Source organism: Streptomyces sp. R33, from assembly GCF_041200175.1.
Classification (GTDB): Bacteria; Actinomycetota; Actinomycetes; order Streptomycetales; family Streptomycetaceae; genus Streptomyces; species Streptomyces katrae_B.
In genome coordinates this window covers 3,214,648-3,240,729 of the sequence record NZ_CP165727.1, presented here as the reverse complement: position 1 = coordinate 3,240,729, position 26,082 = coordinate 3,214,648, and the positions used below count along the sequence as shown (strand labels likewise).

Here is a 26,082-nt window from a genome sequence, read left to right as displayed (position 1 = left end):
CTCACCCGAATCGAGAACGTGAGATGCGCAAGATACTCGTCGTGGGGGCCGGCCAGTCCGGTCTCCAGCTCGCCCTCGGCCTCCAGGCCAAGGGGTACGAGATCACCCTCATGTCCAACCGGACGGCGGACGAGATCCGCACCGGGCGGATCATGTCCACGCAGGTCATGTTCGACACGGCGCTCCAGCACGAGCGCGACCTCGGGCTGAACTTCTGGGAGCGGCAGGCCCCGCGGATCGAGGGCATCGGCGTCTCGGTCGCCGCCCCGGACGGCACCCGCCCCATCGACTGGCTCGGCCGCCTCAAGGGGTACGCACAGTCCGTCGACCAGCGCCTGAAGATGGCCGGCTGGCTCGACGTCTTCGTGCAGCGCGGCGGGCAGCTGGTGATCCACGGCGCGTCCGTCGCCGACCTGGACTACTTCTCCCGTACGTACGACCTGGTGCTGGTCGCCGCGGGCAAGGGCGAGCTGGTGTCGATGTTCGGGCGGGACGCGGCGCGCTCCCCGTACGACGCGCCGCAGCGCGCGCTGGCCGTCTCGTACGTGCACGGGCTCGAGCCGCGGCCCGAGCACCCGGAGACGGAGGCGGTGCGCTGCAACCTGGTCCCGGGGGTGGGCGAGCTGTTCGTGATGCCCGCGCTGACCACGTCGGGGCGGGCGGACATCCTGTTCTGGGAGGGGCTCCCGGGCGGTCCGCTGGACGTGTTCCGCGGGGTGAACGACCCGGCGGAGCACCTCGCGCTCACGCTGGAGCTGATGGAGAAGTTCACGCCCTGGGAGTACGCGCGGGCGAAGAAGACGGAACTGACGGACGCGGGCGGCACGCTGGCCGGCCGGTACGCGCCGGTGGTCCGCAACCCGGTCGGGCGGCTGCCGGGCGGCGGGCTGGTGCTGGGTGTCGCGGACGTGGTCGTCGCGAACGACCCGATCACCGGCCAGGGTTCGAACTCGGCGTCGAAGTGCGCGGCCTCGTACCTGTCGTCGATCCTGATGCACGGGGACAAGCCGTTCGACGAGGCGTGGATGAAGGCGACCTTCGACAAGTTCTGGTTCACGACGGGCAAGCCGGTCACCCAGTGGACGAACGCGATGCTGGGCGTCCCGCCGGAGCACGTACTGAACCTGATCGGCGCGGCCGGGCAGCTGCAGCCGGTGGCGGACCGTTTCGCCAACGGCTTCGACAACCCGGCCGACTTCGACGCGTACTTCTACGACCCGCAGGACGCGGCGGACTACGTGGCGGAGGTCGCGTCGGCGTCGTCGGCGTCCTCGGCCGGCGCAGACTCGGCGGAGTAGCCGCTGTCGTCGCCGCCTTCGGCCTCGGGGATCGGCGGCGGGGTGAACGCGGCGAGCGGGGCCCCGTCCGGATCGGGCCGTACGGCTCCGAGCAGCGGATTGGCCGCGATGGGCGAGACCTTGACCTTCGCGCCGGGCCGCGGGGCCTGGATCACCTTCCCGTCGCCGACGTACAGGGCCACGTGGGTGGCGGTGGGGAAGTAGACCACGAGATCGCCGGGGCGCAGCTCGTCCAGGGGCACCTTGGGGAGCTGCGCCCACTGTTCCTGGCTGGTCCGGGGGATGGACCGGCCGGCGTGCGCCCAGGCCTGTGAGGTGAGCCCGGAGCAGTCGAAGGATCCCGGCCCCTCGGCCCCCCAGACGTAGGGTTTGCCGATCTGCTCGGTGGCGTAGGTCAGGGCGGCGCCGCCGGCGGCCGTGGGCGTACGGGGGGTCGTGGCGAGCCGGCCGGAGTCGAGCAGCCTCCGCTGCGCGGTGGCGGTGTCGGCGGCCTCGCGGGTGCCGAGCTGGGTGAGCTGCTCGGGGCTGAGCGAGGCGAGCATCCGCTCGACCTGTTTGAGTTTGAGGTCGACCTGTTGCTTTTGCCGCTTGCGCTGCTCGGTGAGGGACTGCTGGGTGTCGAGGGACTTGCGGGCGGCGGTGGCGAGGACATCGGCCTGGTGCTCGCCGCGGGTGAGGCGGGCCAGCACCCTCGCCCGGCGGGCACCCTCACGGGCGGTGAGCCGGCGCTGGTCCTGGGCGGCCTGAGGGTCGCCGGTGAGCAGCATCCGGGCGTACGGGGAGAACCCGCGCGCCCCCTGGTACTGCGCCCGCGCCATCCGCCCGGCGGCGGCCTTCTCCGCCCCGAGGGCGGTACGGGCCTTCCCGAGCGCGGCACTGAGCCGCCGCTCCTCGTCCTGCCCGGCCTTGAGCGCGACCTCGGTGGCGTTGTACGCCTCGGCGGCCTCTTCGGCCTGCCGGTAGAGCCCCCGCAACTCGGCCAGCAACCCCCCGACCCCGAGCGCCGCGGGGGCGCCTGCGGCGCCCTGGACGGCGGAGGCCCGGGGGCCGGTGGCACCGGCCTCCGCCGAGCCGGTGGCCTGCGGGGCGGCGGTCTGCGGGGCGGCGGTCTGCGGGGCGGCGGTGCCGGGAGCCCGGCTGGCGGAGCCATCTCCGGCGCCGGTGGCCCGGGATCCGGTGGTGCCTCCGGCATCGCTACTCCGCCGGGGAGTGGCGCCTCCGGAGCCGGGGGACTGCTGGGGGGTGGCGTTCGTGGCGCCGTCGGCACCGGCGGCCCGCGGGGTGACCGCGTCCAGCGCCTCGATCCCCTGCGGGGCGGTGCGACCTCTGGAGCCAGGATTCTGCCGAGGGGCGGGGCCAGGAGCCTGCCGGCCGGAGCCGCCCGCGGCGCCCGCGCCGGTGGGGCTCGGCCTCGGCCGGGGGGCGGCGCTCGCCGCACGGTCCGCCGCACCGGGGGACTGGCGGGCGGTGGCAGGGGCTGACGGGGTGCCGGGGGCGGGCTTGGCGTGGGTGGTGGGGTACGGCCCGGCCGTGACGACCACGGCGGCGATGCAGGCGGCACGGAGCAGGCGGCGTGACATGTGATCACCTCCAGGCGGCCGATGCTGCCACGCCCGGTATGACAAATCCCCCACCCGGGACGGCCAGTTCCCCACTCTCACCCCTCCGGCCCAGCGCCCACCCGCTGCCTGCCAATCGCCGAGGGGCTGGACACGGCTCCGTTGCCGCTGCGCGGGGCCGTCCCCTACCCGCCCTTCTCCCGTTCACCGGGCGCTGCCCGGACCCGGTCCTCAAACGCCGGACGGCGGCAAATGCCGCTGCGCGGCACCCACCCGCCGGACGGGTCCGCGCCGCTCGCCCATAGGCACGGGATCCGGGCGAAGCCCGCGTCACCCGGCGCCGATCAGCCCCGCCGGCGTTTGGGGCGCGGGGGTTCGGGGCCGGCTCCTGGCAGTGGTGCTGCATGGGTGGGGTGTGGGCGAGTCCGGGGTCTGCCGATCAGCCCCGCCGGCGTTTGGGGCGCGGGGGTTCGGGGGCGGGCACCGGACAGCGGCGCCGCACCGGCGGGGGTCCGGGCGGAGCCCGGGGAACGGGGGAAGGGCGGGTAGGGGAGACGGCTCCGCGCAGCGGGCCCGCACCGGCGGAGCGCCGGGCCCGGGGGCTGGGCGGGCCCGGGCGGGCCACCGCTCAGGGGTGGAGGAGGCGGGCCTTGGCCTCCTTGAACTCCTGCGGGGTCAGGAGGCCCTCCCGGGCCAGCTTCGCCAGCTCCGCCAACTCGGCGGCCAGCCCCCCGAGTGGTGCCCCCGGCCCCGCCGCCGGGCCGCCGGGCGGGGCGCCGGGCTCGGCCGCTGCTTCGGAGCCCGGCTCCGACCCCGGCACGGGCCCCGGCTCCGTCCCCGGCACGGGCCCCGGCTCCGCCCCCGGGACGGCCCCCGGCACCGGCCCCGCGGCTCGGGTCAGGAGGCCGCGGAGCAGCGGGTGGCCCGAGGGGCGGCGGGCCGGTTCGATTCTCACCCCGACCGGGCGGATGAACATCAGGCCGCCCCCGTCCGCTCCGGCGGGATCCGGACCGAGCCGACGATCCGCCCGCCCGCCGCCCGTACGGCGATCGCCGCGTCCTCGGCCCACACGTGCTCCACCACCAGCAGCAGCGCGCAGCTGCCCCGCTCCAGCAGCTCCGCCGCCTCCTCGACGTCCTCCGCCCCGATCAGCTGCGCGGCCTCACGGTGCCTCAGCAGCCCCTGGAGCTCCATGAACTCGTCGAACTCCGCCGCCAGCACCTCACCCGCCGCCGTCTTCGACACCACGAGCCCGTCGATGAGCCGGACCACCCCCGCCTTGCGCAGCCCCATCACGGCCTCGACCGCCGGAACGCGCAGCTGCTCCTCCGGGAAGGCGAGGACGATGAATTCCACAGGTCCCATGTGCCGCGGCTCCCATTCGTGCCCTCGTGACCGTTTCTGGCGGCTCTTTGACGGCTCTCCGACGACTCTTCTGACGACTCTTCGGCACTCTATGACATAAGGGGACATACCATCCGTCCACTTGCTACGTTTCCCATATGACCGCTCTGACGGCAGAGGTGGCGGAGCCCGCCCCGCCCCCGCCCCCCGACGGCTCCGCGTCCAAACGCAGGGGCGTCGAGCTGACGCTCCTCGCCGGCGCCGTCCTCATCTCCGTCCTCGGCCACCACTACGTCGGCCTCGCCACCACCGGCCGCACCCCCCTGCCGGCCGGCCAGTACGCCGCCGGCCTCGCCGCCGCCGCCCTGATCGCGCACCTCGCCGTCCGCTTCCGGGCCCCGTACGCCGACCCGCTCGTCCTCCCCATCGCCGTCCTGCTCAACGGCCTCGGGCTCGTCCTCATCCAGCGCCTCGACGTCACCACCCCCGCCCACCTCACCGCCGGGGACCAACTGCGCTGGTCCGCGCTGGGCGTGGCCCTCTTCGTCCTCGTCGTCGTCCTGCTGCGCGACCACCGCGTGCTCCAGAAGTACGCCTACCTCTCCGTGGCCGCCGCCCTCGCGCTGATGCTCGTCCCCGTGTTCTTCCCGGCCGTCAACGGCGCCCACATCTGGATCCGGTTCGCCGGACTCTCCTTCCAGCCCGGCGAGTTCGCCAAGATCCTGCTCGCCGTCTTCTTCGCCGCCTACCTCGCCGCGAACCGCACCGCGCTCGCCCTCACCGGCCGCCGGCTCTTCTGGAAGCTGCGCCTCCTGCCCGGCCGGGTCCTCGGCCCGATCCTCGCGATCTGGCTGCTCAGCGTCGGCGTGCTCGTCCTCGAACGCGACCTCGGGACCTCGCTGCTCTTCTTCGGCCTCTTCGTCGTCATGCTGTTCACCGCCACCGGCCGGATCGGCTGGATCGCGATCGGGCTGCTGCTGGCCGCCCTGGGGGCGTACGCCGTCGGCACCTTGGAGCCGCACGTGCACAGCCGCGTCGAGGACTGGCTGAATCCTTTCGCCTCCGTCGAGCGCGGCGAGGGGCCCGGCCAGCTCGCCCAGTCCCTCTTCGCCTTCGGGGCCGGCGGACTCCTCGGCTCCGGGCTCGGCCACGGCCAGTCCTTCCTCATCGGCTTCGCCGCCAAGTCCGACTTCATCCTCGCCACCGCCGGCGAGGAGCTCGGCCTCGTCGGCCTCACCGCGATCCTGCTCCTCTACGGTCTCCTCGTGGACCGCGGATTCCGCGCCGGGCTCGCCCTGCGCGACCCCTTCGGGCGCCTCCTCGCCACCGGGCTCGCCTCGATCGTCGCGCTCCAGGTCTTCGTCATCGCCGGGGGAGTCACCGGGCTGATCCCGCTCACCGGCATGGCCATGCCCTTCCTCGCCCAGGGCGGCTCCTCCGTCGTCACCAACTGGATCATCGTCGCGCTGCTCGTCCGCCTCGGTGACAGCGCCCGCCGGCCCCGCCCGGCCGGAGCCGGGGCCGCCGAAGTCGCCGAGGCCCGAGGGGCCGCCGAGTGATCAGGTACATCCGCTGGTGCGCGTACTTCTGCGCGCTGCTGCTCGTCGCCCTGCTCGTCAACGTGGCCCGGGTGCAGGTTTGGGAGGCCGCCGCGTACGGGGCGAACCCGGCCAACAAGCGCCCCGCCATCGAGCGCTACGCCCAGCCCCGCGGGGACATCCTGGTCGACGGGCGGCCCGTCACCGGCTCCCGGGACAGCGGCCAGCTGCTGCGCTACGAGCGGACGTACGCGGACGGCCCGCTGTACGCGCCGGTCACCGGGTTCTCCTCGCAGACGTACGGGACCAGCCTCCTCGAGCGCGCCGAGGACGCGATCCTCTCGGGCACCGACCCGGGGCTCTCGGCCTTCCCGCTCTGGTACGACCTCGCCCGCGGCCGCCCGGCCGGCGGGAACGCGGAGACCACCGTCCGGGCCGGCCTGCAGCGGGCCGCGTACACCGGGCTGGCGGGCCGGCGCGGCGCGGTGGCCGCGCTCGACCCCGCCACCGGGAGGATCCTCGCGCTGGTCAGCAGCCCCTCGTACGATCCGGCGGTGCTCTCCGGCACGGGCGCGGGCGTCAAGGCGGCCTGGGAGCGGCTGAACGCGGACCCCGCGCGGCCGATGCTGAACCGGGCGCTGCGCGAGACGTACCCGCCGGGCTCCACCTTCAAGATCGTGACGGCGGCGGCGGCCCTGGACGCGGGCGTGGTCACCGACGTGGACGCACCCACGCAGACCCCCGACCCCTACCCGCTGCCCGGCACCAGCACCCTCCTGCCGAACGTGGCCACCGGCTGCCAGGACGCCTCGATGGCGGAGGCGGTGCAGTGGTCCTGCAACACGGTGATGGCGAAGATCGGGGTCCAGGTCGGGCTGCGCGGGATGGTGGACGCGGCCCGCCGGTTCGGCTTCGACGACGACGGGCTGCGGGTGCCGGCCTGGGTGTCGCGGTCGAACTTCGACACCGACATGAGCCCGGACCAGCTGGCGCTGTCCTCCATCGGGCAGTTCAACACGACGGCGACGCCGCTGCAGATGGCGATGGTGGCGGCGGCGGTCGCCAACGGCGGCGAGCTCAAGTCCCCCTACCTGGTGGACCGGACCACCCAGGACGACGGGGACCGGGTCCGCAGCGGGCAGCAGCGAAGCCTGGGCCGGGCGATGAACCCGGCGACGGCGCTGCGCCTGCAGGAGTTGATGGTGCAGGTGGTGGAGAACGGCACGGGGCCGGGCGCCGCGGTGCCGGGCGCGGTGGTCGGCGGCAAGACCGGCACCGCCCAGCACGGCGTCGGCAACGCGGGGACCCCGTACGCCTGGTTCATCGGCTGGGCCAAGGCCGAGGACGCGCCGCTGCCGGGGGTCGCGGTCGCCGTGGTGGTCGAGGACGCGGAGGCGCGCCGCGGGGACATCAGCGGCAACGGCGCGGCGGCGCCCATCGCCCGCGCGGTGATGGAGGCCGCGCTGTACGGGCCGCCGCCCCCGTCCACCCGGTGAAACGCCCTGCGGGGGAGCCGGCGCGGCTGCGCACGTCGTTCCCGCCGGAGCCGTCGGCGCAGCGCCCGCCCTACCGGGTTTCGTTCCCGGCGGCGGTCTCGGCATCGGCGCCCTCCGCGATGGCCGCCTCGACCTCCGCCACCCGGTCCGCCTCCTCCGCGGCGAACCGTTCGCGGTCCAGCTCCTCCGCGATCTCCTCGTCCTGGCTCATCAGCAGGTCCAGGTTGGAGTCGCCCATCTCGAAGACGCCCATGTCGAGGTACGCCTTCTGCAGCCGTTCGCCCCACAGCCCGATGTCCTTCACGCACGGCACGATCCGGCTGAACAGCAGCTTCCGGAACAGGTGCAGGAACTCCGACTGCTCGCTGAACTCCTCGGCCTCCTTGCGCGGGATGCCGAAGTTCTCCAGCACCTCCACCCCGCGCAGCCGGTCCCGCATCAGGTAGCAGCCCTCGATCACGAACTCCTCGCGCTCACGCAGCTCGGCGTCCGTCAACTGCTTGTAGTAGTCGCGCAGCGCCATCCGCCCGAACGCCACGTGCCGGGCCTCGTCCTGCATCACGTACGCCAGGATCTGCTTCGGCAGCGGCTGGTCGGTCGTATCGCGGATCATCCCGAACGCGGCCAGCGCCAGCCCCTCGATGAGCACCTGCATGCCCAGGTACGGCATGTCCCAGCGGGAGTCGCGCAGCGTGTCGCCGAGCAGGGCCCGCAGGTTGTCGTTGATCGGGTAGAGCATCCCGACCTTCTCGTGCAGGAAGCGGCCGAAGATCTCGGCGTGCCGGGCCTCGTCCATCGTCTGGGTCGCGGAGTAGAACTTCGCGTCCAGGTCCGGCACCGACTCCACGATCCGTGCCGCGCACACCATCGCGCCCTGCTCGCCGTGCAGGAACTGGCTGAAGTTCCAGGCGGTGTAGTGCCGGCGCAGCTCGCCCTTGTCCTTCTCGGTGAGTCTCGACCAGTGCCGGGTGCCGTAGAGGGTCAGCGCCTCGTCCGGGGTGCCGAGGGGGTTGTACGGGTCCACCTCCAGCTCCCAGTCGATGCGCTTGGCACCGTCCCACTGCTTGTCCTTGCCCTTCTGGTAGAGCGCGAGGAGCCGTTCGCGCCCCGAGCCGTTCTCCTGGCCGACGAACATGGCCTCCCAGCTGAAGCGGGCCGCGCCGGAGGCCGGAACCTGCCAGACGTCCGCGCCCGGGTCCTTGGTGTAGAGCTCGTGCGTCGACACTGACGCCCCCTCGGCTCGTGTACTTCCGTACAGGACTGGATGGTTGGCAGCGTCACACGTTGGTAGACGCGGGGTCAACAAGTCGTGCGCAGGGGATTGACGGTCTTGCTGACAAGCAGTCTCATAAGTGATGACCGCCGGTAACCCGATGAGCGAGGTATCCGAAGCCATGACGACCGTGACCGATCGAGGCGCGCTGCAGGACGCGCTCGGCCTCCTCAAGGACCGCGAAGAGATCGCCGCACGACTGCTCGAATCCTCGGCCAAGCACTCGTTCGACCCCGACAAGGAACTCGACTGGGACGCCCCGCCCATCGACGGCAAGTACTACTGGCCGCCCGAGCTGCTCTCCCTCTACGACACCCCGCTGTGGAAGAAGATGGGCGAGGAGCAGCGCATCGACCTCTCCCGCCACGAGGCGGCGGCGCTCGGCTCGCTCGGCATCTGGTTCGAGATCATCCTGATGCAGCTGATGGTCCGGCACATCTACGACAAGTCCCTGACCAGCAACCACGTCCGTTACGCGCTCACCGAAATAGCCGACGAGTGCCGCCACTCGATGATGTTCGCCCGCATGATCCAGAAGGCCGGCGCCCCCGCCTACCCGGTCTCCCGCCTCAACCACAACCTCGCCCGCATCCTCAAGACGGTCTCCACGACCCCGGGTTCCTTCGCCTGCACCCTGCTCGGCGAGGAGATCCTCGACTGGATGCAACGCCTCACCTTCCCCGACGAGCGCATCCAGCCCCTCGTACGCGGCGTCACCCGCATCCACGTCATCGAGGAGGCCCGGCACGTCCGCTACGCCCGCGAGGAACTGCGCCGCCAGATGCTGACCGCCCCGCGCTGGGAACAGGAACTCACGCGCATCAGCTGCGGCGAGGCCGCCCGCGTCTTCTCCCTGGCCTTCGTCAACCCCCAGGTCTACGAGAACGTCGGCCTCGACCGGCGCGAAGCCGTGGCCCAGGTCCGGGCGAGCGGCCACCGCCGCGAGGTCATGCAGACGGGCGCCAAGCGGCTCACGGACTTCCTCGACGACATCGGCGTGCTGCGCGGGGTCGGCCGCAGGCTCTGGAAGAGCTCCGGACTCCTCGCCTGAACCGGCTCTTCCGGGGCTACCCTGCGGGCATGACGACCGTACGCGCGTACCGCAGGCTGAGCGTCGAGGAGCGGCGGGCCCAGCTCCTCGACGCCGCCTTGTCGCTGTTCGCGCACCGGGCCCCGGAGGAGGTCTCGCTCGACGACGTCGCCGAGGCGGCGGGCGTCTCGCGGCCCCTGGTCTACCGCTACTTCCCCGGCGGCAAGCAGCAGCTGTACGAGGCCGCCCTGCGCTCGGCGGCGGACCTCCTCGAGCAGTGCTTCGCCGAACCGCAGGCCGGCCCCCTGACCCAGCGCCTCTCCCGGGCGCTGGACCGCTACCTGGCCTTCGTGGACGAGCACGACGCGGGCTTCTCGGCGCTCCTCCAGGGCGGCAGCGTCGTCGAGACCTCCCGTACGACGGCGACGGTGGACGGCATCCGCCGGGCGGCGGCGCAGCAGATCCTCTACCACCTGGCCGTCCCGGCCCCCGGCCCACGGCTGCGGATGATGGTCCGCACCTGGATCACGGCCGTCGAGGCGGCCTCCCTCATCTGGATCGACGAGGGCAAGCAGCCGGGCGTCTCGGTCCTGCGCGACTGGCTCGTCGACCAGTTCATAGCCCTCCTGACGGCGACGGCCGCCACCGACCCGGAGACGGCGGCCGCGGCTCGGGCCGCGCTCGCCCTCGAATCGGCGGACGGCCCGGTCGGGGTCCTGGCCCGACGCGTGATCCCCGTGGTCTCCGAGGCCGCACACCTGCTGTGACACTGGTGGGGTGAGAAGCGAACCGACCCCCTTCGAGGGCGGCCCGATGGACGGCCGTGTCCTCCCGATCCTCGTCGGCCCGACCGGCCACCCGCCGAAGTGGTACGAGATCCCGGTCCCGTCGGCCGACGGCGGCCCTGCGACGGTCCTGCTGTACGAGCGGGTCCCGTCGGGCTATTCGAAGCGGCTGCACCTCCAGAAGGGCTGGAAGTACACGTACGCCCCGTCCGGCCGGAAGCCCAAGCTCCGCTGGCCCTGGACCAAGCCGACCCCGCCGCCGGCCTGACGGGACTTCGACGACACCCCCTAAGCCCCCGGGGGCGAGGCCGGGTCCGGGTACTCCGGAAGGGTCAGGACGGCCAGCGCCCCGCCGCCCTCCGCGGCCCGGAACACCAGCCGCGCACCGATGACCTCCGCCTGCCCCACCGCGATGGTCAGCCCCAGCCCGTGCCCCTTGCCCGTCCCCGCGCCCCCCGTCCGGAACCGCTGCGGGCCGTGCGCCATCAGGTACTCCGGGAACCCGTCCCCGTGGTCCCGCACGGTCACCACCGGCCCGTCGACGGTCATCACCACCGGCGGCCGGCCGTGCTTGTGCGCATTGGCCACCAGGTTGCCCAGCACCCGTTCGAGCCTGCGCCGGTCCGTCTCCACGTGCGCGTCCCGGACGACCACGACCTCCGTCTGCGTCCCGGACGCCCGCACCACCCGCCGCGCGAGGCGCCCCAGCTGGTGCAGATCCGTCTCCACCACCTCGTGCCCCGAGTCCAGCCGCGAGATCTCCAGCAGGTCCTCCGTCAGCCCCCGCATCGTCCGTACCCGCTCCTGCACCAGCTGCGTCGCCCGCCCCTCCGGGAGCAGCTCCGACGCCGCCTGCAACCCGGTCAGCGGCGTGCGCAGCTCGTGCGCGACGTCCGCGGTGAACCGCTGCTCGCTCAGCAGCTTCGCCTGCAGCGTCCCGGCCATCGTGTCGAGCGCGCCGGCCACGGTCGCCACCTCGTCCTGGTGCCGGGAGGGGTCCTTGGTCCGCGGATCGTCCACGCGCGCGTCCAGATCGCCCTGCGTGATCCGCCGGGCCACGGTCGCCGTCTGGTGCAGCCGCCGCGTCACCCGGGTCACCGCGAAGGCGCCCACCAGCAGCGTCCCTCCGATCGCCAGCACGGACGACCCGATGATCGCGTTGTCCAGGCCCTGGATCGTCCGCGCGCTCTGCGCGTAGTCGACCGCCGTGGCCAGGGCCCGCCCGTCCGCCGGGGCAGCCGCCCACATCGTCGGGCGGCCCTCGTACTCGGCCACCATCGTCGCGCGCTGCCCGGACACCGCGAGCGCCCGCAGGGCCGGCGGCAGCCCCGCCGGGTCGAGTCCCGAGTCGGGCGGGAGGGCCTCGCCGGCCTCGTACTCCCGTGCGACGCCGGCCAGTTTGTCGAGGGCCTTCCCGCGCGCCGTCGCGACCGTCTGCCGGGTCACCTCCACGTGCACCAGCGCACCCAGCACGGCCGCGAGGGAGCAGCACATCACGACGATGAAGCACCCCGCCTTCCACGTCAGCGTGGCCGTCCAGGCGGGGAGCCGCCGCATCACGGCGTCCCCTCCAGGGACGGCTGCAGCGGCTTCGGCGGGGACGGGGAGGCGGAGGGGACGGTCCCGGGCAGCCGTACGATCTGCTCGCGCGTCGGCAGCATCGTGTGCTGCTTCCCGTCCCAGGACCACGCGGTGATCAGCTCGTAGCCCGGATTGCCGCTCGGCACCCGCAGGATCACGTCCTGCCCGGCCAGCTCGACACCGACCACGGTCTGGGTCGTCGCCATGATCCGGTTGAGGCGCCCGTCGGGGTCCGCCGTGTACGCCCGTACGGACATCATCCGGTCCGGCAACTCGATGCCGACGACGAGCTCGTCCCGGCCGTTGCCCGTCAGGTCCCGGTAGTACGGCGTCAGCACCGGGCACTTCCCCGGCGGCTGCCCCTCCTGCCCGCACGCCTCGATCGCGGCGACGGTCTGCGGGGGCATCCCGGCGGGGCCGACGCCGGTGTCCGGGCCGGCGCGCAGCTCCGCCTGGACGAGGGCCACCGGATCGACCTCGTGCACGTTCTGGTCCCGCACGGGCGCCAGCCCCTGCACGTACACCGGCGGCGCGCCTTCCGGATCGGCGGGCGGTACGGAGGCCCCCTTGCGGTCCGGCCAGAGCTGTACGGGCCCGCTCGCGGTCGGGGTCGCACCGGCACCCACCGGCCCGCCGGCGTCGCCGCAGCCCGCGAGCAGGGGCAGCAGCGCCAGGGCGATCAGGGCGGCGGGGACGGCGGCCGGGAAGGAAGCGCAGACGGCGGCCGGGAAGGAAAACGCACGCAAGCCGACCGGGCCTCCTCTGCAACGGGTCCACAGGCACGACGCCCAGGGGCGCCGTGCAACCTTATGCGGATGTTTGCCCGTTTTCCGAGGGGATCTTCGGGGCGTCGGCGGATCAGCCCTCGGTGCGCCCGCGGCGCAGCATGGCGAAGCCGAGCCCGGCGGCGCCCACGGCCGCGATACCGCCGCCCGCGGCGAGCAGCAGCACACCGTCACCCGGCCCGTCGGCCAGCGTGTCCAGGGTCCCGGAGGCGACCGAGCGGGCATGCGAGGCCGAGGCCTGGACGACCCGCCCGTCCCGGGTGCCGGTCTTGTGGCCGTCGGCGACGGGCGTACCGCTGCCGGCGCCGGTCTCGGCCGTGTCGCCGACCCAGGAGGACAGCCGGCCGTCGGGCCGGAGCGCCACGTGCAGCGGGCCGGAGCCGCCGAAGCCGGCGGCGCCGTCGCCGCTGGTCAGGGTGGCCGCCCTGGCGCCGTCGGCGGCCAGGATGTCAGCCTGGAAGCCGCCCTTGGCGGTGCGGTAGACGTTCGCCTTGGACACGCCGTCCGCGAGGGCGAGGCTCTTGACCAGGGTCCGGGGCGCACCGGCGGAGTGCGCGGCCGAAGCGGCGGGCACCCCTTCGGCGAGGGCGGCCGCGGCGGGCAGCCCGAGGAGGGTTCCGGCGCAGACGGTCACTGCGGCGGCTCGTACGAGAGTGCGGCGGTTGACGGTGCTCACGGGAAATCCTTAGGTCCGGTCCAGATGCGACAAACCTAGGAGCCCGCTGTGTCAGTCCGGCGATGGGCGTGTAACAGGTACCCGGCGGAATCCCGTAGAACCTGTTACCTGACCGAGAACTCCACCGGGGGATTGCCGCCGGGCGCCCGGGCTGCTCCCATGTACGGCGGGGGGTGAGGTCCATGCGGGGACTCAAGGTGCTGCCGAGCGGCCGCCCCGGCCGCGGCCGGCTCTACGTCAGCATGCCCGACGGCCAGGCGGTGGCCTGGTACGACCGGCAGACCAACCGGATCAGCGTGCTCGCCGACCAGCACCGCGAGGCGGTCCTGGCGGCGTTGCGCCCGTACCTGGCCGGACCGTACACGGTCGGGCCGCCGCCGGTGCCCACACCCGCGGACCTGCGCAGACTCGCCCTCCTGCCGGACGAGGACCTGGCCCCGAACCGGCCGGGCGAAGCCCTGCTGGGCGAACTGGAACACGGCTCGGCGGGCAGCCGGGCCCGGCACCGGCTCCGCCAGGACCTGACGGCCCAGCAGCGCATGGGCGACCTCCTCGACTCCCTCGAGCCGGACGACTGGCGGGTCCTGCACTCCGTGCCGCTCCCGGGGCTGGGCCGCATCGACCACCTGCTCATAGGCCCGGCGGGGATCTTCTGCATCCGGACGCTCCCGGGCCGCCGGCAGCGCGCGGCCGTCGGTGACCTGCTGCTGACGGTGGGCCGCGCCGAGCCGCGCCCGGACCCGCGCTGGATCCGCCGTGGCGCCGCCGCGGCCACCCGGGCCCTGGCGGCCCCGGTGCTCCCGGCGCTGGCGCTGGTCGACGCCTCCCGCATCGAGGTGGCCCCGACGGTCCGCGACATCCGCATCCTCGAACCGGCGACGGCGGCGGCGCACCTCGCTGCGGCCCCGACCACCCTCAAACCCCCGGACATCGAAGCCCTCTTCACCCAGGCCCGCACCACCCGAACCTGGCTTCCCCCACACCTCCACGGCCCACACCTCCACGGCCCACACCGAAGCAGCCGACGCACTGCACCAGCGGGCCGGCGGGACAAGAACGGCGCGTAGCGGGGCTCCTCCCGGCCCGCCCGCCCTTCCAGCCCGTCCGGCGCCTGAGGGCGGGTCCGGGGTTCCCCGGAGCGGCGCGCAGCACGCGCGGTCCCTCCAGCCCGTCCGGCGTTCGAGGACCGGGGTCCGGGGCGGAGCCCCGGGGAACGGGGGAAGGGCGGGGCGGGGAGTGGCGCCGCAGGCTCCGCTCCACCCCGCAGGGCCCCTCAGGCCGACGTCCGCTTCCGCGGAGCCGCCTTCTTCGCCGACGCCCCGGCCCCGGCCGCGGTCGACTTCTTCGCCGAAGTCCCGCCCCCGGCAGCCTTCTTCGCCGAAGCCGTCTTCGAAGTGGACTTCGTCGCGGCCGACTTGCGCGACGTGGTCTTCTTCGTACCCGAAGCCGTCTTCTTCGCCGCAGCCGTCGACGCGGTCGACTTCTTCCCGCCCACCGCCTTCGGTGCGGCCGCAGCCGCCTTCCTCCCGCTCCCACCGCTCCGCCGCATCGGCGTAACCTCGGCGGCCCCGGCCGCCCCCGCCTCCCCCCGGGACTCCTTCGCCGCCCGCACGCTCTTCTCCAGCGCCGCCATCAGGTCGATGACCTTCCCGCCCGCCGGCTCCACCTCCGCCTCCGCCGGAGGCTCGAACGCCCCCTCCGACTTCGCCGAGATCATCGCCTCCACGGCCTCCCGGTACTCGTCCGTCAGCGAGGACATCTCCACCTCCCCCAACGTCGCCATCAGCGCGTCCGCCAAGTCCAGTTCGGCCTCCCGAACCGACACCTTCCCCTCCGGGGCCACCCCCTCCGGCGCCCGGATCTCGTCCGGCCAGAGCAGCCCGTGCATCGCGATCACGTCGTCGACGACCCGCAGCATGCCCAGCCGCTCACGCCCCCGCAGCGCGTACTTGGCGACCGCGACCCGCCGGCTCCGCTTCAGCGCCTCCCGCAGCAGCGTGTACGGCTTCGCCGCCGTCGGCCCGTTCGCCGCGAGGTAGTACGCCGCGTCCATCTGCAGCGGATCGATCTCGTCCGCCGGCACGAACGACACGATCTCGATCGTCTTCGCCGTCGCGATCGGCAGCTGCGCCAGGTCCTCGTCCGTGATCGGGATGATCGACCCGTCCGCCTCCTCGTACCCCTTGCCGATCTCGGCAGTCGCCACCTCCTCCCCGTCCAGCTCGCACACCTTGCGGTAGCGGATCCGTCCGCCGTCGCTCAGGTGGATCTGGCGAAAGGAGATCGAGTGGCTCTCGGTGGCGTTCACCAGCTTGATCGGAATGCTGACCAAGCCGAAGGAGATCGCCCCGTTCCAGATGGATCGCACGGTTCCTCCCGTTTCATGGCAATCTCATCGTATGACGCCGATCACCATGGTGGAGGGGCGTCGCATCCCGCTCTCCAACCTCGACAAGGTCCTGTACCCCGAGACCGGATTCACCAAGGGCGAGGTGCTGCACTACTACGCCACCGTCGCGGGTTCGCTGCTGGCCCACATCCACAACCGGCCGGTGTCGTTCCTGCGCTATCCCGACGGCCCGGACGGCCAGCTCTTCTTCACGAAGAACCCGCCGCCCGGCACACCCGCCTGGGTGAAAACCACCCCGGTGCCCCGCTCCGAGGACCTCTCCGCCGAACAGGTGGTCATCGCCGACCTGCCCTCCCTCATGTGGGCCGCCAACCTCGTCGTCGAGTTCCACACCCCCCAGTGGCCGGCGGGCAGCCCGGCCGTCGCCGACCGGCTGATCATCGACCTCGACCCTGGCGCGCCCGCGACCGTCGTCGAGTGCTGTGCCGTCGCCCTGTGGCTGCGCGAGCGCCTCGCCGCCAACGGCCTGTACGCGTACGCCAAGACCTCCGGCTCCAAGGGCATGCACCTGGCCGTCCCCCTCGAGCCGACCCCGTCCGACCGCGTGTCGGCGTACGCGAAGGCCCTCGCGCAGGAAGCCGAACGCGAGCTCCCCGACCTCGTCCTGCACCGCATGGCCAAGGCCCTGCGCCCGGGCAAGGTCTTCGTCGACCACAGCCAGAACGCCGCTGCCAAGACCACCGCCGCCCCGTACACGCTGCGGGCGCGGGCCCGGCAGACCGTCTCCGCACCCGTGTCCTGGGAGGAGGTCGCGGCCTGCCGCACCCCCTCCGACCTGGTGTTCCTCGCCGATGACATCCCGCCGCGGCTGGAGCGCGACGGAGACCTGTTCGGGCCCTTGACCGACCCCGACCGGGCCCACCGGCTGCCGAAGAAGGCCGGGCCGTGATCCGCGTCGCCCTCGCCGCCACCGTCCGCACCCTGCCGCGCGGCGCGGGCCTGGCGTACGAGCCCAAGTTCGACGGCCACCGCCTCGTGGTGGTGCGCACCGCCGAGGACGTCGTGCTGCAGGCGCGATCCGGCCGCATCGTGACCGCGGCCTTCCCCGATCTGGCCTCCGCCGCCCTGCAGTTGCCCGCCGGGACCGTCCTCGACGGGGAGGTGGTGGTCTGGCACGCGGGCCGTACGGACTTCGCCCTCGTCCAGCGGCGGGCCGCGGCCACGGCCGCGCGGGCCGCCGTGCTCGCCCAGAGCCTGCCAGCCTCGTACGCGGCGTTCGACGTGCTGGAACTGGCCGGGCTGGACCTGCGCGGGCGTACCTACGAGCGGCGCCGCGCGCTCCTGGTCGACCTGCTGCTCCCGCTGGGCCCGCCGCTGCAGCCGGTCCCGATGACGACCGACCCGGAACTGGCCGCCACCTGGTACGAGACCCTGCCCGCCAGCGGGATCGAGGGCCTGGTCGTCAAACGGCTGGACCAGACGTACCCGGCGGGCCGGCGCGGCTGGCAGAAGCTGCGGCACACGGAGGTGCGGGACGCGGCGGTGGTCGGCTACACCGGCACGCCGCGCCGCCCCCTCGCGCTGGTCCTGGTGCTGCCGGTCGGGGACGAGACCCCGCTGGTGTCGAGCCCGCTGACGGCCGCGCTGCGCGCGGACGTGGCGGCGGCGCTGGCCTCACGCGAAGCCCCGGCGGGCGCGGCGGCGCGGGCCGCAGCCGCGGCGGGCGGGGGCACGGTGACCGCGATCGGACTCGGCGAGATCCCCTTCCGCCCGCTCGACCCGCCGCTGACGGCGGAGGTCCGGCACCCTTCGACCGCCCGGCACCCGCCGCCGGAGGTGCTCAGGCTGCGGACGGAGCCCTGACCCCGCTCCCACACCTCTGACCGGCCTCTCTCATGCCTCTGACCTGCGCCGTGGGGTGGCGCAGGTCAGAGGTGCCATGACGCCTCGGGCCGGGTCAGGCGTTCCCGCTCGGCTTGTACACCGGAGGCTCGCCGTGCGGGGGCTGCTGCGGCCCCGGGTACTGCGGCGGGTTCCGGTACCCGGACTCCCGCTCGGCCCTGACGTCTTCGGGATGGCTGGAGGTGGTGGAGCCGAAGTTGCCGTAGCCCTGCATCTCGTGCGGGCGCAGGCCGCCCTCGGGGATCTCCACGCTGTCGCGCTCCTCGCGGACCTCGTGGACCGCGCCGCCGTCCGGCAGGTGGGGCTGGCTCTCGGCGGTCGGCGGCGGGGGCTCTTTGGCCCGGACCCGCTGGCCCAGCTTGAACGCGCCGAGCAGGAAGCCGACCACGGCGATCCCGACGACCAGGAACCACGCGATGTGGGTCAGCGTCTGGTCCAGACTCAAGGTCATGTCCATACGTACTAGTTTCCCGCACTGGTTCTGGTTTCACCCGAAAGCCGGGAAGATCCTCCGATTTGCGTACCGGGCGACTACCGTGCGGAATCAAGGGCAGGCGCAGTGGCGACCGCCCCGAGAGGCCCGGAAGGAGCACGAAAATGCCCCGCGGATCTTCACCCAAACGAGAACGCCAGTACGAGCACATCAAGGAGAGCGCCGAGGAGCGCGGCGTGCCCGAGAAGCGGGCCGAGGAGATCGCCGCCCGGACCGTCAACAAGGAACGGGCCCGGGCCGGCGAGTCCGAGACCGCGAGCAGGCTGTCGCTGGAGGACATGTCCTCCAGCCGGCGCGGCGGCCTGCACTCCCACTCGGGCGCGCAGGGGCCGACGTACGAACAGCTCTACGCGGAGGCCAGGCGCCGCAACATCCGCGGCCGCTCCGACATGAACAAGACGCAGCTCAAGCGCGCCCTCGGCGCCTGAGACCAGGCCGTGCCCGGGGCGGGACCGACACCGTCTAGCGCAGCGGCCCGTCGGAATCCCGCAGCGCGCGGGCCTCGTGGCCCCCGAGCACGGCCAGGATCTCCGCACAGATGGCCAGCGCCGTCTCCGCGGGTGTCCGGGCCCCCAGGTCCAGCCCGATCGGCCCGTGCACCCGCGCCAGTTCCCCTTCGGACACCCCGGAGGCGATCAGCCCCTCGCGCCGCCGTGCGGTGGTCTTGCGGGACCCGAGGGTGCCGACGTACGGGATCCCGAGCGCGAGCGCGCTGCGTACGGTCGGCACGTCGAACTCCGGGTCGTGGCTCAGCATCACCAGGCAGGCGGCGTCCCGGCGCGCGGTCAGCAGTTTCTCGGCCTCGGCGACGGTGCCGACGAGTCCGGCGCCCCATCCGAGCAGCAGGGCCTGCGCCTCGATGATCTCGGCGAGCTCGCCGCCCCCGCCGATGACGACGTACGGCGCGGAGGGGTACGCCTCCACGAACACCAGCCCGTGCTCCCCGTACAGCGCGTCCCGCCCCGGCCGGCGCGTGGCCAGCAGCTCGCCGGCCCGCCGCTCGGCGTCGTTGGAGGGCACGTCGACGGCCCGTACGACCTCGCTCACGGCGTGCTGCGCCTGCTCGTCGAGTCGGGTCACGAGCGCCACCCCGACGCCCTCCCCGAGCAGGTCCCACCACTCGGCGGGTACGGCCGTCAGCGGCTGCAGCAGGATCTCGGCCCGCCCGCCGCAGGTCAGCTTCGCGTCGACCGCCTCGGCCGCCCCCACTGAGACGTCGCACACCCGGGCGGTGGTCCCGGCGGCCATGGCTCCCGCCTCCGCCACCAGCTCGGCGTCGAAGACCCCGCGGTACAGGGCCCCGACGCACTCCCCCCGCGCATCGACGAGCAGGGCACCGGCGGGATCCCGCGGCCCGAACCCCTGCTCGGCCACCGGCCGGGCCAGGAACCCGGCCCGCCCCTCGGCCACCCACTGCCGCGCCGTCTCCACCAGCTCACGCATCGCGCCGCCCCATCCTCGTCGTCACAGCCCGCCCCAAAGCGCCAGGTCAGCGGCGCAACGCGGCCTCGCAGCCAACCTATGCACGCACCCCACCCCTACCCATCCCCCAAAACCCACAGACCCGGACCCACCTCCCTCGTACAGACCACCGGACCGGGCCTCCGGACCGGACCACCCGTCGCCGACTTGCACGCGGGCGCCGGGAGGCGTTGTTTCGAAGTACGGCAGAGAACGTTGGGGATGACCCGGAATGCTCTTCACAGACCGCGACGACGCAGGACGACGACTCGGAACGGCGCTGCTGACGTACGCGGCGGACGGGCCCGTCGTCCTGGGGCTGCCCCGGGGCGGGGTCCCGGTGGCCTTCCACGTGGCGCACGCCCTCGGCGCCCCCCTCGACGTGATCGTCGTCCGCAAGCTCGGGGTCCCGTACCAGCCCGAGCTGGCGTTCGGCGCGATCGGCGAAGGCGGGGTACGCGTGATCAGCGACGACATCGTCCGCCGCGGCCGGATCAGCCCGCAGGACATCGCCTCAGTCGAGCAGGCGGAGCAGGCGGAACTGACCCGCCGGGCCGCCCGCTACCGTGCGGGGAGACCGCAACAGGACCTCCACGGCCGGACGGTGATCGTCGTGGACGACGGCATCGCGACCGGTGCCACCGCTGCGGCGGCCTGCCAGGTGGTACGGGCGCAGGGCGCGACCCGGGTCGTCATGGCGGCCCCGGTGGCCCCGCCGGACGCGCTGGCCCGGGTGGCCGCGGTGGCCGACGAGGTGGTCTGCCTCTCCACGCCGCCGGGCTTCTCCGCGGTCGGCCAGTGGTACCGGGACTTCTCCCAGACCCCGGACGAGGAGGTCGTCTCCCTCCTTGCCCAGGCCGTCCGGCAACCGCCCGCCACGACGGAGGAGGTCGCGGTCTCGGCGGCAGGGCTGAGCCTCCCGGGCGACCTCACCCTCCCTCCGGCGGCGAAGGCGGTGGTCGTCTTCGCGCACGGCTCGGGCAGCAGCCGCCACAGCCCCCGCAACCGGCAGGTGGCGACGAGCCTGAACCGGGCCGGCCTGGGCACCCTGCTGTTCGACCTGCTCACCCCTGCCGAGGAGGGGAACCGCGCCAACGTCTTCGACATCGAGACCCTGGCCGCCCGCCTCGCCGAGGCCACCACCTGGCTCGGAACCCGTACCTCGGTCCCGGTCGCCTACTTCGGCGCGAGCACGGGCGCAGCAGCGGCCCTGGCCGCCGCGGCGGCCCCGGATTCACCCGTCTACGCGGTGGTCTCCCGCGGCGGCCGCCCGGACCTGGCGGGCCATCACCTCGCAGCGGTCCGCGCCCCGACCCTGCTCGTGGTCGGCTCGGAGGACTCCCTGGTCCTCGACCTCAACCGCGAGGCGCAGGCCCGGCTGCGCTGTGAGAACCGCCTGGAAATCGTCGAGGGCGCCACCCATCTTTTCGAGGAGCCGGGAGCCCTCCACGAGGTGTCCGTACTCGCCGAGCAGTGGTTCACCACTCATCAGCGGTAGCCCGCATGCGAAATCGGAATGCGTCGGACGGACAGCAGCGCTTTCCGGCCGGAGTTCCCGGAGTTCCCGGAGATGCCGGCCTTCATGAATGCCGCGTATTGAGGCCGCCCGGGTGATCCTCGCGGAGACATGCGTCATGGTGTGATGAATTGATGACTCAGAGCCAACAATGGCTTCGTTCGTAGCCAGAGGCGAGGCGCGGCGCATTCGAATGACGCGCAAAGACCATGCGCGCTTGCGGCGTGACCCTCCAAGTCCGTGAGGAAGATTCTCTTGAGTCATCGAACGACCCGAACTACGCGCCTGAAGACCGCCACGATGGTGGGTGCCGGTGTGCTCGCCGTGGCGCTCAACGTCGTACCGACCACGACGGCCATCGCGGACGCGATCCACCGGTCCGGTACCACCGACAGCTCTGTGGCCCTGCCCGGCCCGGCCGGCGTCGTCGCGGGCGGCGACCACGACAAGCGTGGCCCGCAGGGCCCGCAGGGCAAGCAGGGCAGGCCGGGCCACCCGGGCCGGCCGGGTGCCCAGGGGCCGCAGGGCGCCCAGGGAGCTCAGGGCGCTCAGGGAGCCCAGGGCGCTCAGGGTGCCCAGGGCTCGGGTGCTCAGGGTGCTCAGGGCGCCCAGGGCGCCCAGGGCGCTCAAGGTGCCCAGGGAGCTCAGGGCGCCCAGGGCGCTGGGGGCGTGGTCGTCACCTACGTCAACACCGCCAGCGACGACGACGGCAGCGTGATCGCCACGTGCAACCCGGGCGACCTCGCCACCGGCGGCGGAATCACGACCAACACGGGCACCATCCGCACCAGCCGCCCCGTCGGCTCCCCGCCCAACGGGTGGCAGGCGGAAATCACGGCCAACCAGGACGTGTCCGCCTACGTGGTGTGCGTCGACTCGACCCCGTAAGCCCCTGACCGAACGACGGTGCCCCGGGGCTTCGGCCCCGGGGCACCGTCATTTTCGTTGGCGCACGGCTAGACCAGCAGCGGCCCGCCGCACCGCGCGGCGCCTTCCTTCATCGCGATGAGGTTGGCGACCACGTACGAGATGTCGTTCTTGGAGTGCCAGTCGGACGGGAAGTACGTGACCAGCCGCGACGACTGGAACCGGGCCTCGATGCTGGGCACGAAGGCCCGGTACTGCTCGTCCGTGTAGTACCAGAACGAGTTCTCGTTGTAGTACGCCACGTGCGTCGGGTCCTGGTAGGCGCCGCGGCCGTCCGAGCTGGGCGTCATGGTGAGGAGCATCCCGCCGGGCGCCAGCAGCCGGTACATCTCGTTGATCAGCGGCACCTTCGCGGGCACGTGCTCGAGGAAGTCCACCGCCCGCATCAGGCCGACGGAACCGTCCGGCAGGTCCAGCTTCCCGGGCAGCGTCGCGACGATGTCGACGCCCTTCCCCGGGTGCTGGTCGACGCCGAGGTAGCCGGGGGGCTTGCGGTGGGCCGCGCCGAGGTCCAGTGCGAGCAGTCCGCGCCGGTGGGTCCAGGCGAGGGCGTTGGCCTCGATGTACTTGTCGTACAGGGCGACCGTCTCGCGCTGGATGTGCGCGTTGATCTCCGGGTCGCTCTGGGTGTTCGCGGGGTGCACCCGCTGGAGGTACAGGCAACGGTTGATGTGGTGGAAGTCGCCCACATGGAAGAGGCGGCACATCAGGTCCTGGTCGTCCAGGACCGTGCGGGCGGCGTCGTACCCGCAGGCCTGCTCGTAGGCGTCCTTGCGGAAGGCCCGTACGTGGTTGGGGGCGTACCAGATGTAAGCGACGTTGTGCGGGGTCGGCGCCAGGGAGACGGCCTGGAGCAGCGTGCGGCCGTCGACGTCGACCTCCTCGTACTTCCAGCCGCACGCCTCGTCCCACCGCGTGTCGTCCCGGCCCCCGTCCTCGGTGATCTGCGCGGTGTTGCTGTAGACGAAGACGGCCTCGGGGTTCTCGTCGAACGCCGTGGCGAGCTCGGCCAGACACGTCTTCGCCAGCAGGTCGTCGTGGTCGAGCTCCACGAGGATCTCGCCGCGCGCCAGCTCACAGGCCCTGCGCTTCGCGGCCCCGACGCCCCGGAGATCGTCCGCGATCTCCACACGGACCCTCTCGTCCGGCTGCTCCGGCCGCCACCGGGCGCCGTTGTTGAGCAGGACGACCCACTCCCAGTCCGGACACGTCTGCGCCTGCAGGGTCGCCAGGCACTCGTCGAGGAAACGAGGCCGGTGGCTGGGGGTGAAAACGGAGAACCTCGGGGTCGCGGTCGACGTCATCTGGTGCTCCCTGCTGGGGTCGATGTCGGTGAGGGGCTTGCGAATTCCCGGAACTGCTCCGGTACTTGGGAGCGGAGCGAGGGATCGGCCGCGACGGCGCGACGGAACGCCCCGCCGGCCTCGTCGGAACGTCCCTGGTCCGCCAGGATGAGTCCGAGGTGCAGATGGGCCGTGGCCGCCTTCGGATCGGCGGCGATGGCGCGCCTGAGGAGTCCGGCGGCCCGGTCGGGCTCGGTCGGCTTCAGCAGGACCGCCTCGTTGAAGAGGGCCGACGTGAACGACGGGTCGATCTTCAGGGCCTTGTCGTAGGACGCGAGGGCGTCGTCCGCCTTGCCGTCCTGCTGCGCGATGACCCCCAGGTTGTACCAGCCGAGCTTGTTGCGGGGATCCAGGTCCACCACGCGCCGGAAGGTACGGGCCGCCCCTTCGGAGTCGCCCTGGCTCTCCTGCATAAAGGCGCCCTGTAGCAGTGCATTTGCCTGTTGGGTCTTCAGGTTCACCGACGGGCTCTTGGATTCCGGGGCCGCCGTCGAATGGGACTGGACCGCCCAGACGGCCACCCCCGCACAAACCGCAGCCACGCCGGCGATTCCGGCCCACCATCGCCTTCGTTTCACTCTGTCACATCTCGTGGAATCGGGAGGGACGGAGATGCGGGCACCGCCCCCGACAGCGCCGAAGGCCGAACCCCCATCATTTCCGCCGACGTTACGAGCCCGCCCGGGTGATGCCGCCGTATGGCAGGCAATTGGGATGCAAGACCACTCGAATGTACGCATGAAGGAACCGGTTCGACGAAATGAATTCCGTGAATTGTCTTCTGGGATAAGGCCGTTGGACCCACCACTCGCCGACCCGGTGGCCACGCCGGGGTCCCGCGCACCGCCCCGTGCCCACGCAAGCCCCGGCCGACCCCGCGCCGGGCGCAGCGCATGGGCCCCGGACCCGGGAAGCGCCCGCAGGACGGCAGGCGCAAAAAGACCCCGTCCTCAGCGTTGCCGCTGATGGCGGGGTCTTCGGGCACTTCCTGCGAAGTGCCCCCGGCAGGATTCGAACCTGCGCACACGGCTCCGGAGGCCGTTGCTCTATCCCCTGAGCTACGGGGGCGCGTCGTCCGCGTTGCGGCGACGGGTTGAACACTACCAGCTTCCGTGGGGTGATCAGAAACGAGTTCCGGGGGAGGGGGAGGCGGGTCGCCCGGAGGGGGTGGAAGTGGCAAAAACCCGGACGCGGAAGCTTAGGCGGACCTACTCTCGAGTTGTGCCAGGCGCCTCGGGCCGGGTGCTTGTTGTCGACGACAACAAGGTCATCCGGCAGCTGATCAAGGTCAATCTCGAGCTGGAGGGCTTCGAGGTAGTGACCGCGAACGATGGTGCCGAGTGTCTGGACGTCGTGCACCGCGTGTGCCCCGACGTGATCACCCTTGATGTGGTCATGCCCCGGCTGGACGGGTTCGGGACGGCCGCGCAGCTGCGCGCCGATCCGCGGACGCGGCACGTGCCCGTCGCCATCGTGAGCGCCTCTACGCAGCACGAGGTGGAGGCCGGGATCGAGGCCGGGGTGGATGCGTTCCTCGCCAAGCCCTTCGAGCCCGCCGAGCTCGTACGGGTCGTCCGCCGGCTCGTCGAGCGCAAGGACCGGCGGGAGCGGAAGGGAGCCCCCGCGGGCCGGGGGAGAGGGTAGCTGCGGTCGGCTGTTCACATGGCGAAACCCTTCGCGGGATGAGTGGGCTTCTCGCCTAGGCTGGTCCCGTGACCCCCGCCGACCTCTCCCGTACCGTCGTACGCGCCGTGCGCTGCGCCGTCGAGGAGGGGGAGCTGCCCGCCGAGGCGGGTGTGCCCGAGCGGGTCGTCGTCGAACGGACCCGGCCCGGTGGGGTGGGGGACTACGCGACCCCCGTCGCCTTCCAGGTGGCCAAGCCGGCCGGATGCCCGCCCCGGGACGTGGCGGGCGTGCTGGCCCGACGGCTCGGCGCGGAGCCCGGCATCGAGCGCGTCGAGGTCACCGGAGCCGGGTTCCTCAACTTCGTGCTGCCTCCGCCCTCCGCCCCCGCCGTCGTCCGGGACGCCATCGTCCGCGACATCGTGATCCGGGACGTACGGGGCGGGGCCATGTTCGCCGCCCCGGTTCCCGCCCCCGCCGACGAGACCGGGACGGGGCTGCGCGAGTGCGTCGTGCGGTGCAGTGTCCTGCGGCTCGTGTGCGCCCGGGGCGGCGCCGGGCGCGACCTGCCGCAGGACCGGCCCGGGGACCTGCCCGTCGCGCCCCTCGCCAAGCGGGACGGCGACGTCGTCGCCCGTTACGGCCGCGACGCCGCCCACTGGGCGATGCTCGCCGTGCCCGCCCGGGAGACCCCGGCCTTCTCCGACACCCTGCTCGTGCAGGGGGAGGCCAGCGAGTTCTTCCGCGTGCGATACGCCCACGCGCGCAGCCGGGCCCTGGTACGGAACGCCGGTCAACTGGGCTTCCACCCCGAGCCGGGCGACGTCGACGCGCCCGCCCTGCTGCGCCTCCTCGCCGACCACGACCTCGTCCTGGAGGCCGCCGCGCACCACCGCGCGCCCGAGCGGCTCACCCGGCACCTCGTCGAGCTGGCCGGCGAGCTGCTCGATTTCCAGTACGGCGTCCTGCCCAAGGGCGACGAGAAACCCTCGGCCGCCCACCGTGCCCGGCTGGCCCTTGCCGAAGCCGCCGGGACGGTGCTGGCCGGTGGCCTGGCCCTGCTCGGCATAGACGCACCTGACTGCCTGTGATCTGCGAAGAG

At 73.0% G+C, this 26,082-nt stretch carries 26 protein-coding genes and 1 tRNA gene; 14 read left to right on the top strand and 13 right to left on the bottom strand.

Translation table 11 applies throughout. From position 1 onward, the window contains the following. The first annotated feature begins 23 nt into the window (after positions 1-23). On the top strand, positions 24-1,298 hold the full coding sequence (locus AB5J51_RS14550) for a styrene monooxygenase/indole monooxygenase family protein (RefSeq protein WP_053784664.1): 1,275 nt from the start codon (positions 24-26) through the stop codon (positions 1,296-1,298). Here AB5J51_RS14550 and AB5J51_RS14545 read toward each other — a convergent pair. The 3 genes from AB5J51_RS14545 to AB5J51_RS14535 all read right to left on the bottom strand — a co-directional run bounded on the left by AB5J51_RS14545 (position 1,235) and on the right by AB5J51_RS14535 (position 4,222). After that, entirely contained in the window at positions 1,235-2,878 is a 1,644-nt protein-coding gene (locus tag AB5J51_RS14545) for an NlpC/P60 family protein (RefSeq protein ID WP_369777846.1), read from the bottom strand. The two genes, AB5J51_RS14550 and AB5J51_RS14545, sit on opposite strands and share 64 nt — an antisense overlap. A gap of 607 nt (positions 2,879-3,485) precedes the next feature. Continuing rightward, complete coding sequence (locus AB5J51_RS14540) at positions 3,486-3,833, bottom strand: SHOCT domain-containing protein (RefSeq protein ID WP_369777845.1); 348 nt, start codon at positions 3,831-3,833, stop codon at positions 3,486-3,488. Next, positions 3,833-4,222, bottom strand: a complete 390-nt coding sequence (locus AB5J51_RS14535) for a DUF6325 family protein (protein WP_053784666.1) — start codon at positions 4,220-4,222, stop codon at positions 3,833-3,835. The genes AB5J51_RS14540 and AB5J51_RS14535 overlap by 1 nt, the downstream gene beginning before the upstream one ends. Before the next feature lie 137 nt (positions 4,223-4,359). Between AB5J51_RS14535 and AB5J51_RS14530 the strand changes: the two genes are divergently transcribed. Beyond that, entirely contained in the window at positions 4,360-5,760 is a 1,401-nt protein-coding gene (locus tag AB5J51_RS14530) for an FtsW/RodA/SpoVE family cell cycle protein (protein ID WP_369777844.1), read from the top strand. Beyond that, complete coding sequence (locus AB5J51_RS14525; protein WP_136224947.1) at positions 5,757-7,235, top strand: penicillin-binding transpeptidase domain-containing protein; 1,479 nt, start codon at positions 5,757-5,759, stop codon at positions 7,233-7,235. Before AB5J51_RS14530 ends, AB5J51_RS14525 begins: the two co-directional genes overlap by 4 nt. 70 nt (positions 7,236-7,305) lie before the next feature. Here the strand turns inward: AB5J51_RS14525 and AB5J51_RS14520 are convergent, their stop codons facing one another. Then, complete coding sequence (locus AB5J51_RS14520; protein WP_053784669.1) at positions 7,306-8,460, bottom strand: ferritin-like domain-containing protein; 1,155 nt, start codon at positions 8,458-8,460, stop codon at positions 7,306-7,308. Positions 8,461-8,629: 169 nt separating this feature from the next. Here AB5J51_RS14520 and AB5J51_RS14515 point away from each other — a divergent pair, with 169 nt between their 5' ends. The 3 genes from AB5J51_RS14515 to AB5J51_RS14505 are packed head-to-tail and all read left to right on the top strand — an operon-like array spanning position 8,630 to position 10,591. Continuing rightward, a complete protein-coding gene (locus AB5J51_RS14515) occupies positions 8,630-9,559 on the top strand; it encodes a diiron oxygenase (RefSeq protein ID WP_053784799.1) in 930 nt (309 codons plus the stop codon). Positions 9,560-9,588: 29 nt separating this feature from the next. Beyond that, positions 9,589-10,305: a TetR/AcrR family transcriptional regulator gene (locus tag AB5J51_RS14510; RefSeq protein WP_053784670.1), complete on the top strand. Its 717-nt coding sequence runs from the start codon at positions 9,589-9,591 to the stop codon at positions 10,303-10,305. Between the two features lie 10 nt (positions 10,306-10,315). After that, positions 10,316-10,591, top strand: coding sequence for a hypothetical protein (locus AB5J51_RS14505; RefSeq protein ID WP_053784671.1), 276 nt, complete (start codon positions 10,316-10,318; stop codon positions 10,589-10,591). A gap of 20 nt (positions 10,592-10,611) precedes the next feature. On the opposite strand, the gene AB5J51_RS14500 is transcribed toward AB5J51_RS14505, so the two are convergent. The 3 genes from AB5J51_RS14500 to AB5J51_RS14490 form a co-directional block, all read right to left on the bottom strand. Next, positions 10,612-11,880: a HAMP domain-containing sensor histidine kinase gene (locus AB5J51_RS14500; protein WP_133896881.1), complete on the bottom strand. Its 1,269-nt coding sequence runs from the start codon at positions 11,878-11,880 to the stop codon at positions 10,612-10,614. Continuing rightward, the gene (locus tag AB5J51_RS14495) at positions 11,880-12,650 is read right to left on the bottom strand and encodes a hypothetical protein (protein WP_369777843.1); all 771 of its coding nucleotides are present in this window, start codon (positions 12,648-12,650) and stop codon (positions 11,880-11,882) included. Before AB5J51_RS14495 ends, AB5J51_RS14500 begins: the two co-directional genes overlap by 1 nt. Before the next feature lie 112 nt (positions 12,651-12,762). Next, complete coding sequence (locus AB5J51_RS14490) at positions 12,763-13,365, bottom strand: hypothetical protein (RefSeq protein ID WP_369777842.1); 603 nt, start codon at positions 13,363-13,365, stop codon at positions 12,763-12,765. Between the two features lie 182 nt (positions 13,366-13,547). On the opposite strand from AB5J51_RS14490, the gene AB5J51_RS14485 reads away from it, so the two are divergent. Next, on the top strand, positions 13,548-14,432 hold the full coding sequence (locus AB5J51_RS14485) for a nuclease-related domain-containing protein (protein ID WP_369777841.1): 885 nt from the start codon (positions 13,548-13,550) through the stop codon (positions 14,430-14,432). 206 nt (positions 14,433-14,638) lie between these two features. Here the strand turns inward: AB5J51_RS14485 and AB5J51_RS14480 are convergent, their stop codons facing one another. After that, positions 14,639-15,733: a Ku protein gene (locus tag AB5J51_RS14480; protein WP_136224952.1), complete on the bottom strand. Its 1,095-nt coding sequence runs from the start codon at positions 15,731-15,733 to the stop codon at positions 14,639-14,641. A gap of 31 nt (positions 15,734-15,764) precedes the next feature. Between AB5J51_RS14480 and ligD the strand changes: the two genes are divergently transcribed. Beyond that, positions 15,765-16,664, top strand: a complete 900-nt coding sequence (gene ligD / locus AB5J51_RS14475) for a non-homologous end-joining DNA ligase (RefSeq protein WP_369777840.1) — start codon at positions 15,765-15,767, stop codon at positions 16,662-16,664. Beyond that, on the top strand, positions 16,664-17,578 hold the full coding sequence (locus AB5J51_RS14470) for a hypothetical protein (RefSeq protein WP_053784800.1): 915 nt from the start codon (positions 16,664-16,666) through the stop codon (positions 17,576-17,578). Before ligD ends, AB5J51_RS14470 begins: the two co-directional genes overlap by 1 nt. A gap of 94 nt (positions 17,579-17,672) precedes the next feature. On the opposite strand, the gene AB5J51_RS14465 is transcribed toward AB5J51_RS14470, so the two are convergent. Further along, positions 17,673-18,074, bottom strand: coding sequence for a DUF6479 family protein (locus AB5J51_RS14465; protein ID WP_053784677.1), 402 nt, complete (start codon positions 18,072-18,074; stop codon positions 17,673-17,675). 140 nt (positions 18,075-18,214) lie between these two features. On the opposite strand from AB5J51_RS14465, the gene AB5J51_RS14460 reads away from it, so the two are divergent. Beyond that, a complete protein-coding gene (locus AB5J51_RS14460; protein ID WP_136224954.1) occupies positions 18,215-18,538 on the top strand; it encodes a plasmid stabilization protein in 324 nt (107 codons plus the stop codon). A 34-nt stretch (positions 18,539-18,572) separates the two neighbouring features. On the opposite strand, the gene AB5J51_RS14455 is transcribed toward AB5J51_RS14460, so the two are convergent. Next, a complete protein-coding gene (locus tag AB5J51_RS14455; RefSeq protein ID WP_369777839.1) occupies positions 18,573-19,553 on the bottom strand; it encodes an XdhC family protein in 981 nt (326 codons plus the stop codon). Positions 19,554-19,803: 250 nt separating this feature from the next. Here AB5J51_RS14455 and AB5J51_RS14450 point away from each other — a divergent pair, with 250 nt between their 5' ends. After that, positions 19,804-21,069 (top strand): alpha/beta family hydrolase, encoded by a 1,266-nt coding sequence (locus AB5J51_RS14450; RefSeq protein WP_369777838.1) that lies wholly within the window; start codon positions 19,804-19,806, stop codon positions 21,067-21,069. A 273-nt stretch (positions 21,070-21,342) separates the two neighbouring features. Further along, the gene (locus AB5J51_RS14445) at positions 21,343-21,975 is read left to right on the top strand and encodes a hypothetical protein (RefSeq protein ID WP_369777837.1); all 633 of its coding nucleotides are present in this window, start codon (positions 21,343-21,345) and stop codon (positions 21,973-21,975) included. Positions 21,976-22,043: 68 nt separating this feature from the next. Here AB5J51_RS14445 and AB5J51_RS14440 read toward each other — a convergent pair whose 3' ends face one another. The 3 genes from AB5J51_RS14440 to AB5J51_RS14430 all read right to left on the bottom strand — a co-directional run bounded on the left by AB5J51_RS14440 (position 22,044) and on the right by AB5J51_RS14430 (position 24,425). Next, positions 22,044-23,318: a glycosyltransferase gene (locus tag AB5J51_RS14440; RefSeq protein ID WP_369777836.1), complete on the bottom strand. Its 1,275-nt coding sequence runs from the start codon at positions 23,316-23,318 to the stop codon at positions 22,044-22,046. Beyond that, positions 23,315-23,770 carry a tetratricopeptide repeat protein gene (locus tag AB5J51_RS14435; RefSeq protein WP_369777835.1) on the bottom strand — a complete coding sequence of 152 codons (456 nt, stop codon included), beginning with the start codon at positions 23,768-23,770 and terminating at the stop codon, positions 23,315-23,317. The genes AB5J51_RS14440 and AB5J51_RS14435 overlap by 4 nt, the downstream gene beginning before the upstream one ends. 583 nt (positions 23,771-24,353) lie before the next feature. After that, positions 24,354-24,425, bottom strand: a tRNA-Arg gene (locus AB5J51_RS14430). Positions 24,426-24,524: 99 nt separating this feature from the next. On the opposite strand from AB5J51_RS14430, the gene AB5J51_RS14425 reads away from it, so the two are divergent. Both AB5J51_RS14425 and nrtL read left to right on the top strand, forming a co-directional pair. After that, positions 24,525-25,001 carry a response regulator gene (locus AB5J51_RS14425; RefSeq protein ID WP_369777834.1) on the top strand — a complete coding sequence of 159 codons (477 nt, stop codon included), beginning with the start codon at positions 24,525-24,527 and terminating at the stop codon, positions 24,999-25,001. Between the two features lie 68 nt (positions 25,002-25,069). Next, complete coding sequence (gene nrtL, locus AB5J51_RS14420; RefSeq protein ID WP_136224959.1) at positions 25,070-26,071, top strand: ArgS-related anticodon-binding protein NrtL; 1,002 nt, start codon at positions 25,070-25,072, stop codon at positions 26,069-26,071. Positions 26,072-26,082: the final 11 nt, after the last annotated feature.

Coding starts and splice junctions, on each gene's coding strand:
- AB5J51_RS14550 (WP_053784664.1), top strand. CDS start 24: ATGCGCAAGATACTCGTCGTGGGGGCCGGCCAGTCCGGTCTCCAGCTC.
- AB5J51_RS14545 (WP_369777846.1), bottom strand. CDS start 2,878: ATGTCACGCCGCCTGCTCCGTGCCGCCTGCATCGCCGCCGTGGTCGTC.
- AB5J51_RS14540 (WP_369777845.1), bottom strand. CDS start 3,833: ATGTTCATCCGCCCGGTCGGGGTGAGAATCGAACCGGCCCGCCGCCCC.
- AB5J51_RS14535 (WP_053784666.1), bottom strand. CDS start 4,222: ATGGGACCTGTGGAATTCATCGTCCTCGCCTTCCCGGAGGAGCAGCTG.
- AB5J51_RS14530 (WP_369777844.1), top strand. CDS start 4,360: ATGACCGCTCTGACGGCAGAGGTGGCGGAGCCCGCCCCGCCCCCGCCC.
- AB5J51_RS14515 (WP_053784799.1), top strand. CDS start 8,630: ATGACGACCGTGACCGATCGAGGCGCGCTGCAGGACGCGCTCGGCCTC.
- AB5J51_RS14510 (WP_053784670.1), top strand. CDS start 9,589: ATGACGACCGTACGCGCGTACCGCAGGCTGAGCGTCGAGGAGCGGCGG.
- AB5J51_RS14500 (WP_133896881.1), bottom strand. CDS start 11,880: ATGCGGCGGCTCCCCGCCTGGACGGCCACGCTGACGTGGAAGGCGGGG.
- AB5J51_RS14485 (WP_369777841.1), top strand. CDS start 13,548: ATGCGGGGACTCAAGGTGCTGCCGAGCGGCCGCCCCGGCCGCGGCCGG.
- ligD (WP_369777840.1), top strand. CDS start 15,765: ATGACGCCGATCACCATGGTGGAGGGGCGTCGCATCCCGCTCTCCAAC.
- AB5J51_RS14465 (WP_053784677.1), bottom strand. CDS start 18,074: ATGGACATGACCTTGAGTCTGGACCAGACGCTGACCCACATCGCGTGG.
- AB5J51_RS14460 (WP_136224954.1), top strand. CDS start 18,215: ATGCCCCGCGGATCTTCACCCAAACGAGAACGCCAGTACGAGCACATC.
- AB5J51_RS14455 (WP_369777839.1), bottom strand. CDS start 19,553: ATGCGTGAGCTGGTGGAGACGGCGCGGCAGTGGGTGGCCGAGGGGCGG.
- AB5J51_RS14450 (WP_369777838.1), top strand. CDS start 19,804: ATGCTCTTCACAGACCGCGACGACGCAGGACGACGACTCGGAACGGCG.
- AB5J51_RS14440 (WP_369777836.1), bottom strand. CDS start 23,318: ATGACGTCGACCGCGACCCCGAGGTTCTCCGTTTTCACCCCCAGCCAC.
- AB5J51_RS14435 (WP_369777835.1), bottom strand. CDS start 23,770: ATGCAGGAGAGCCAGGGCGACTCCGAAGGGGCGGCCCGTACCTTCCGG.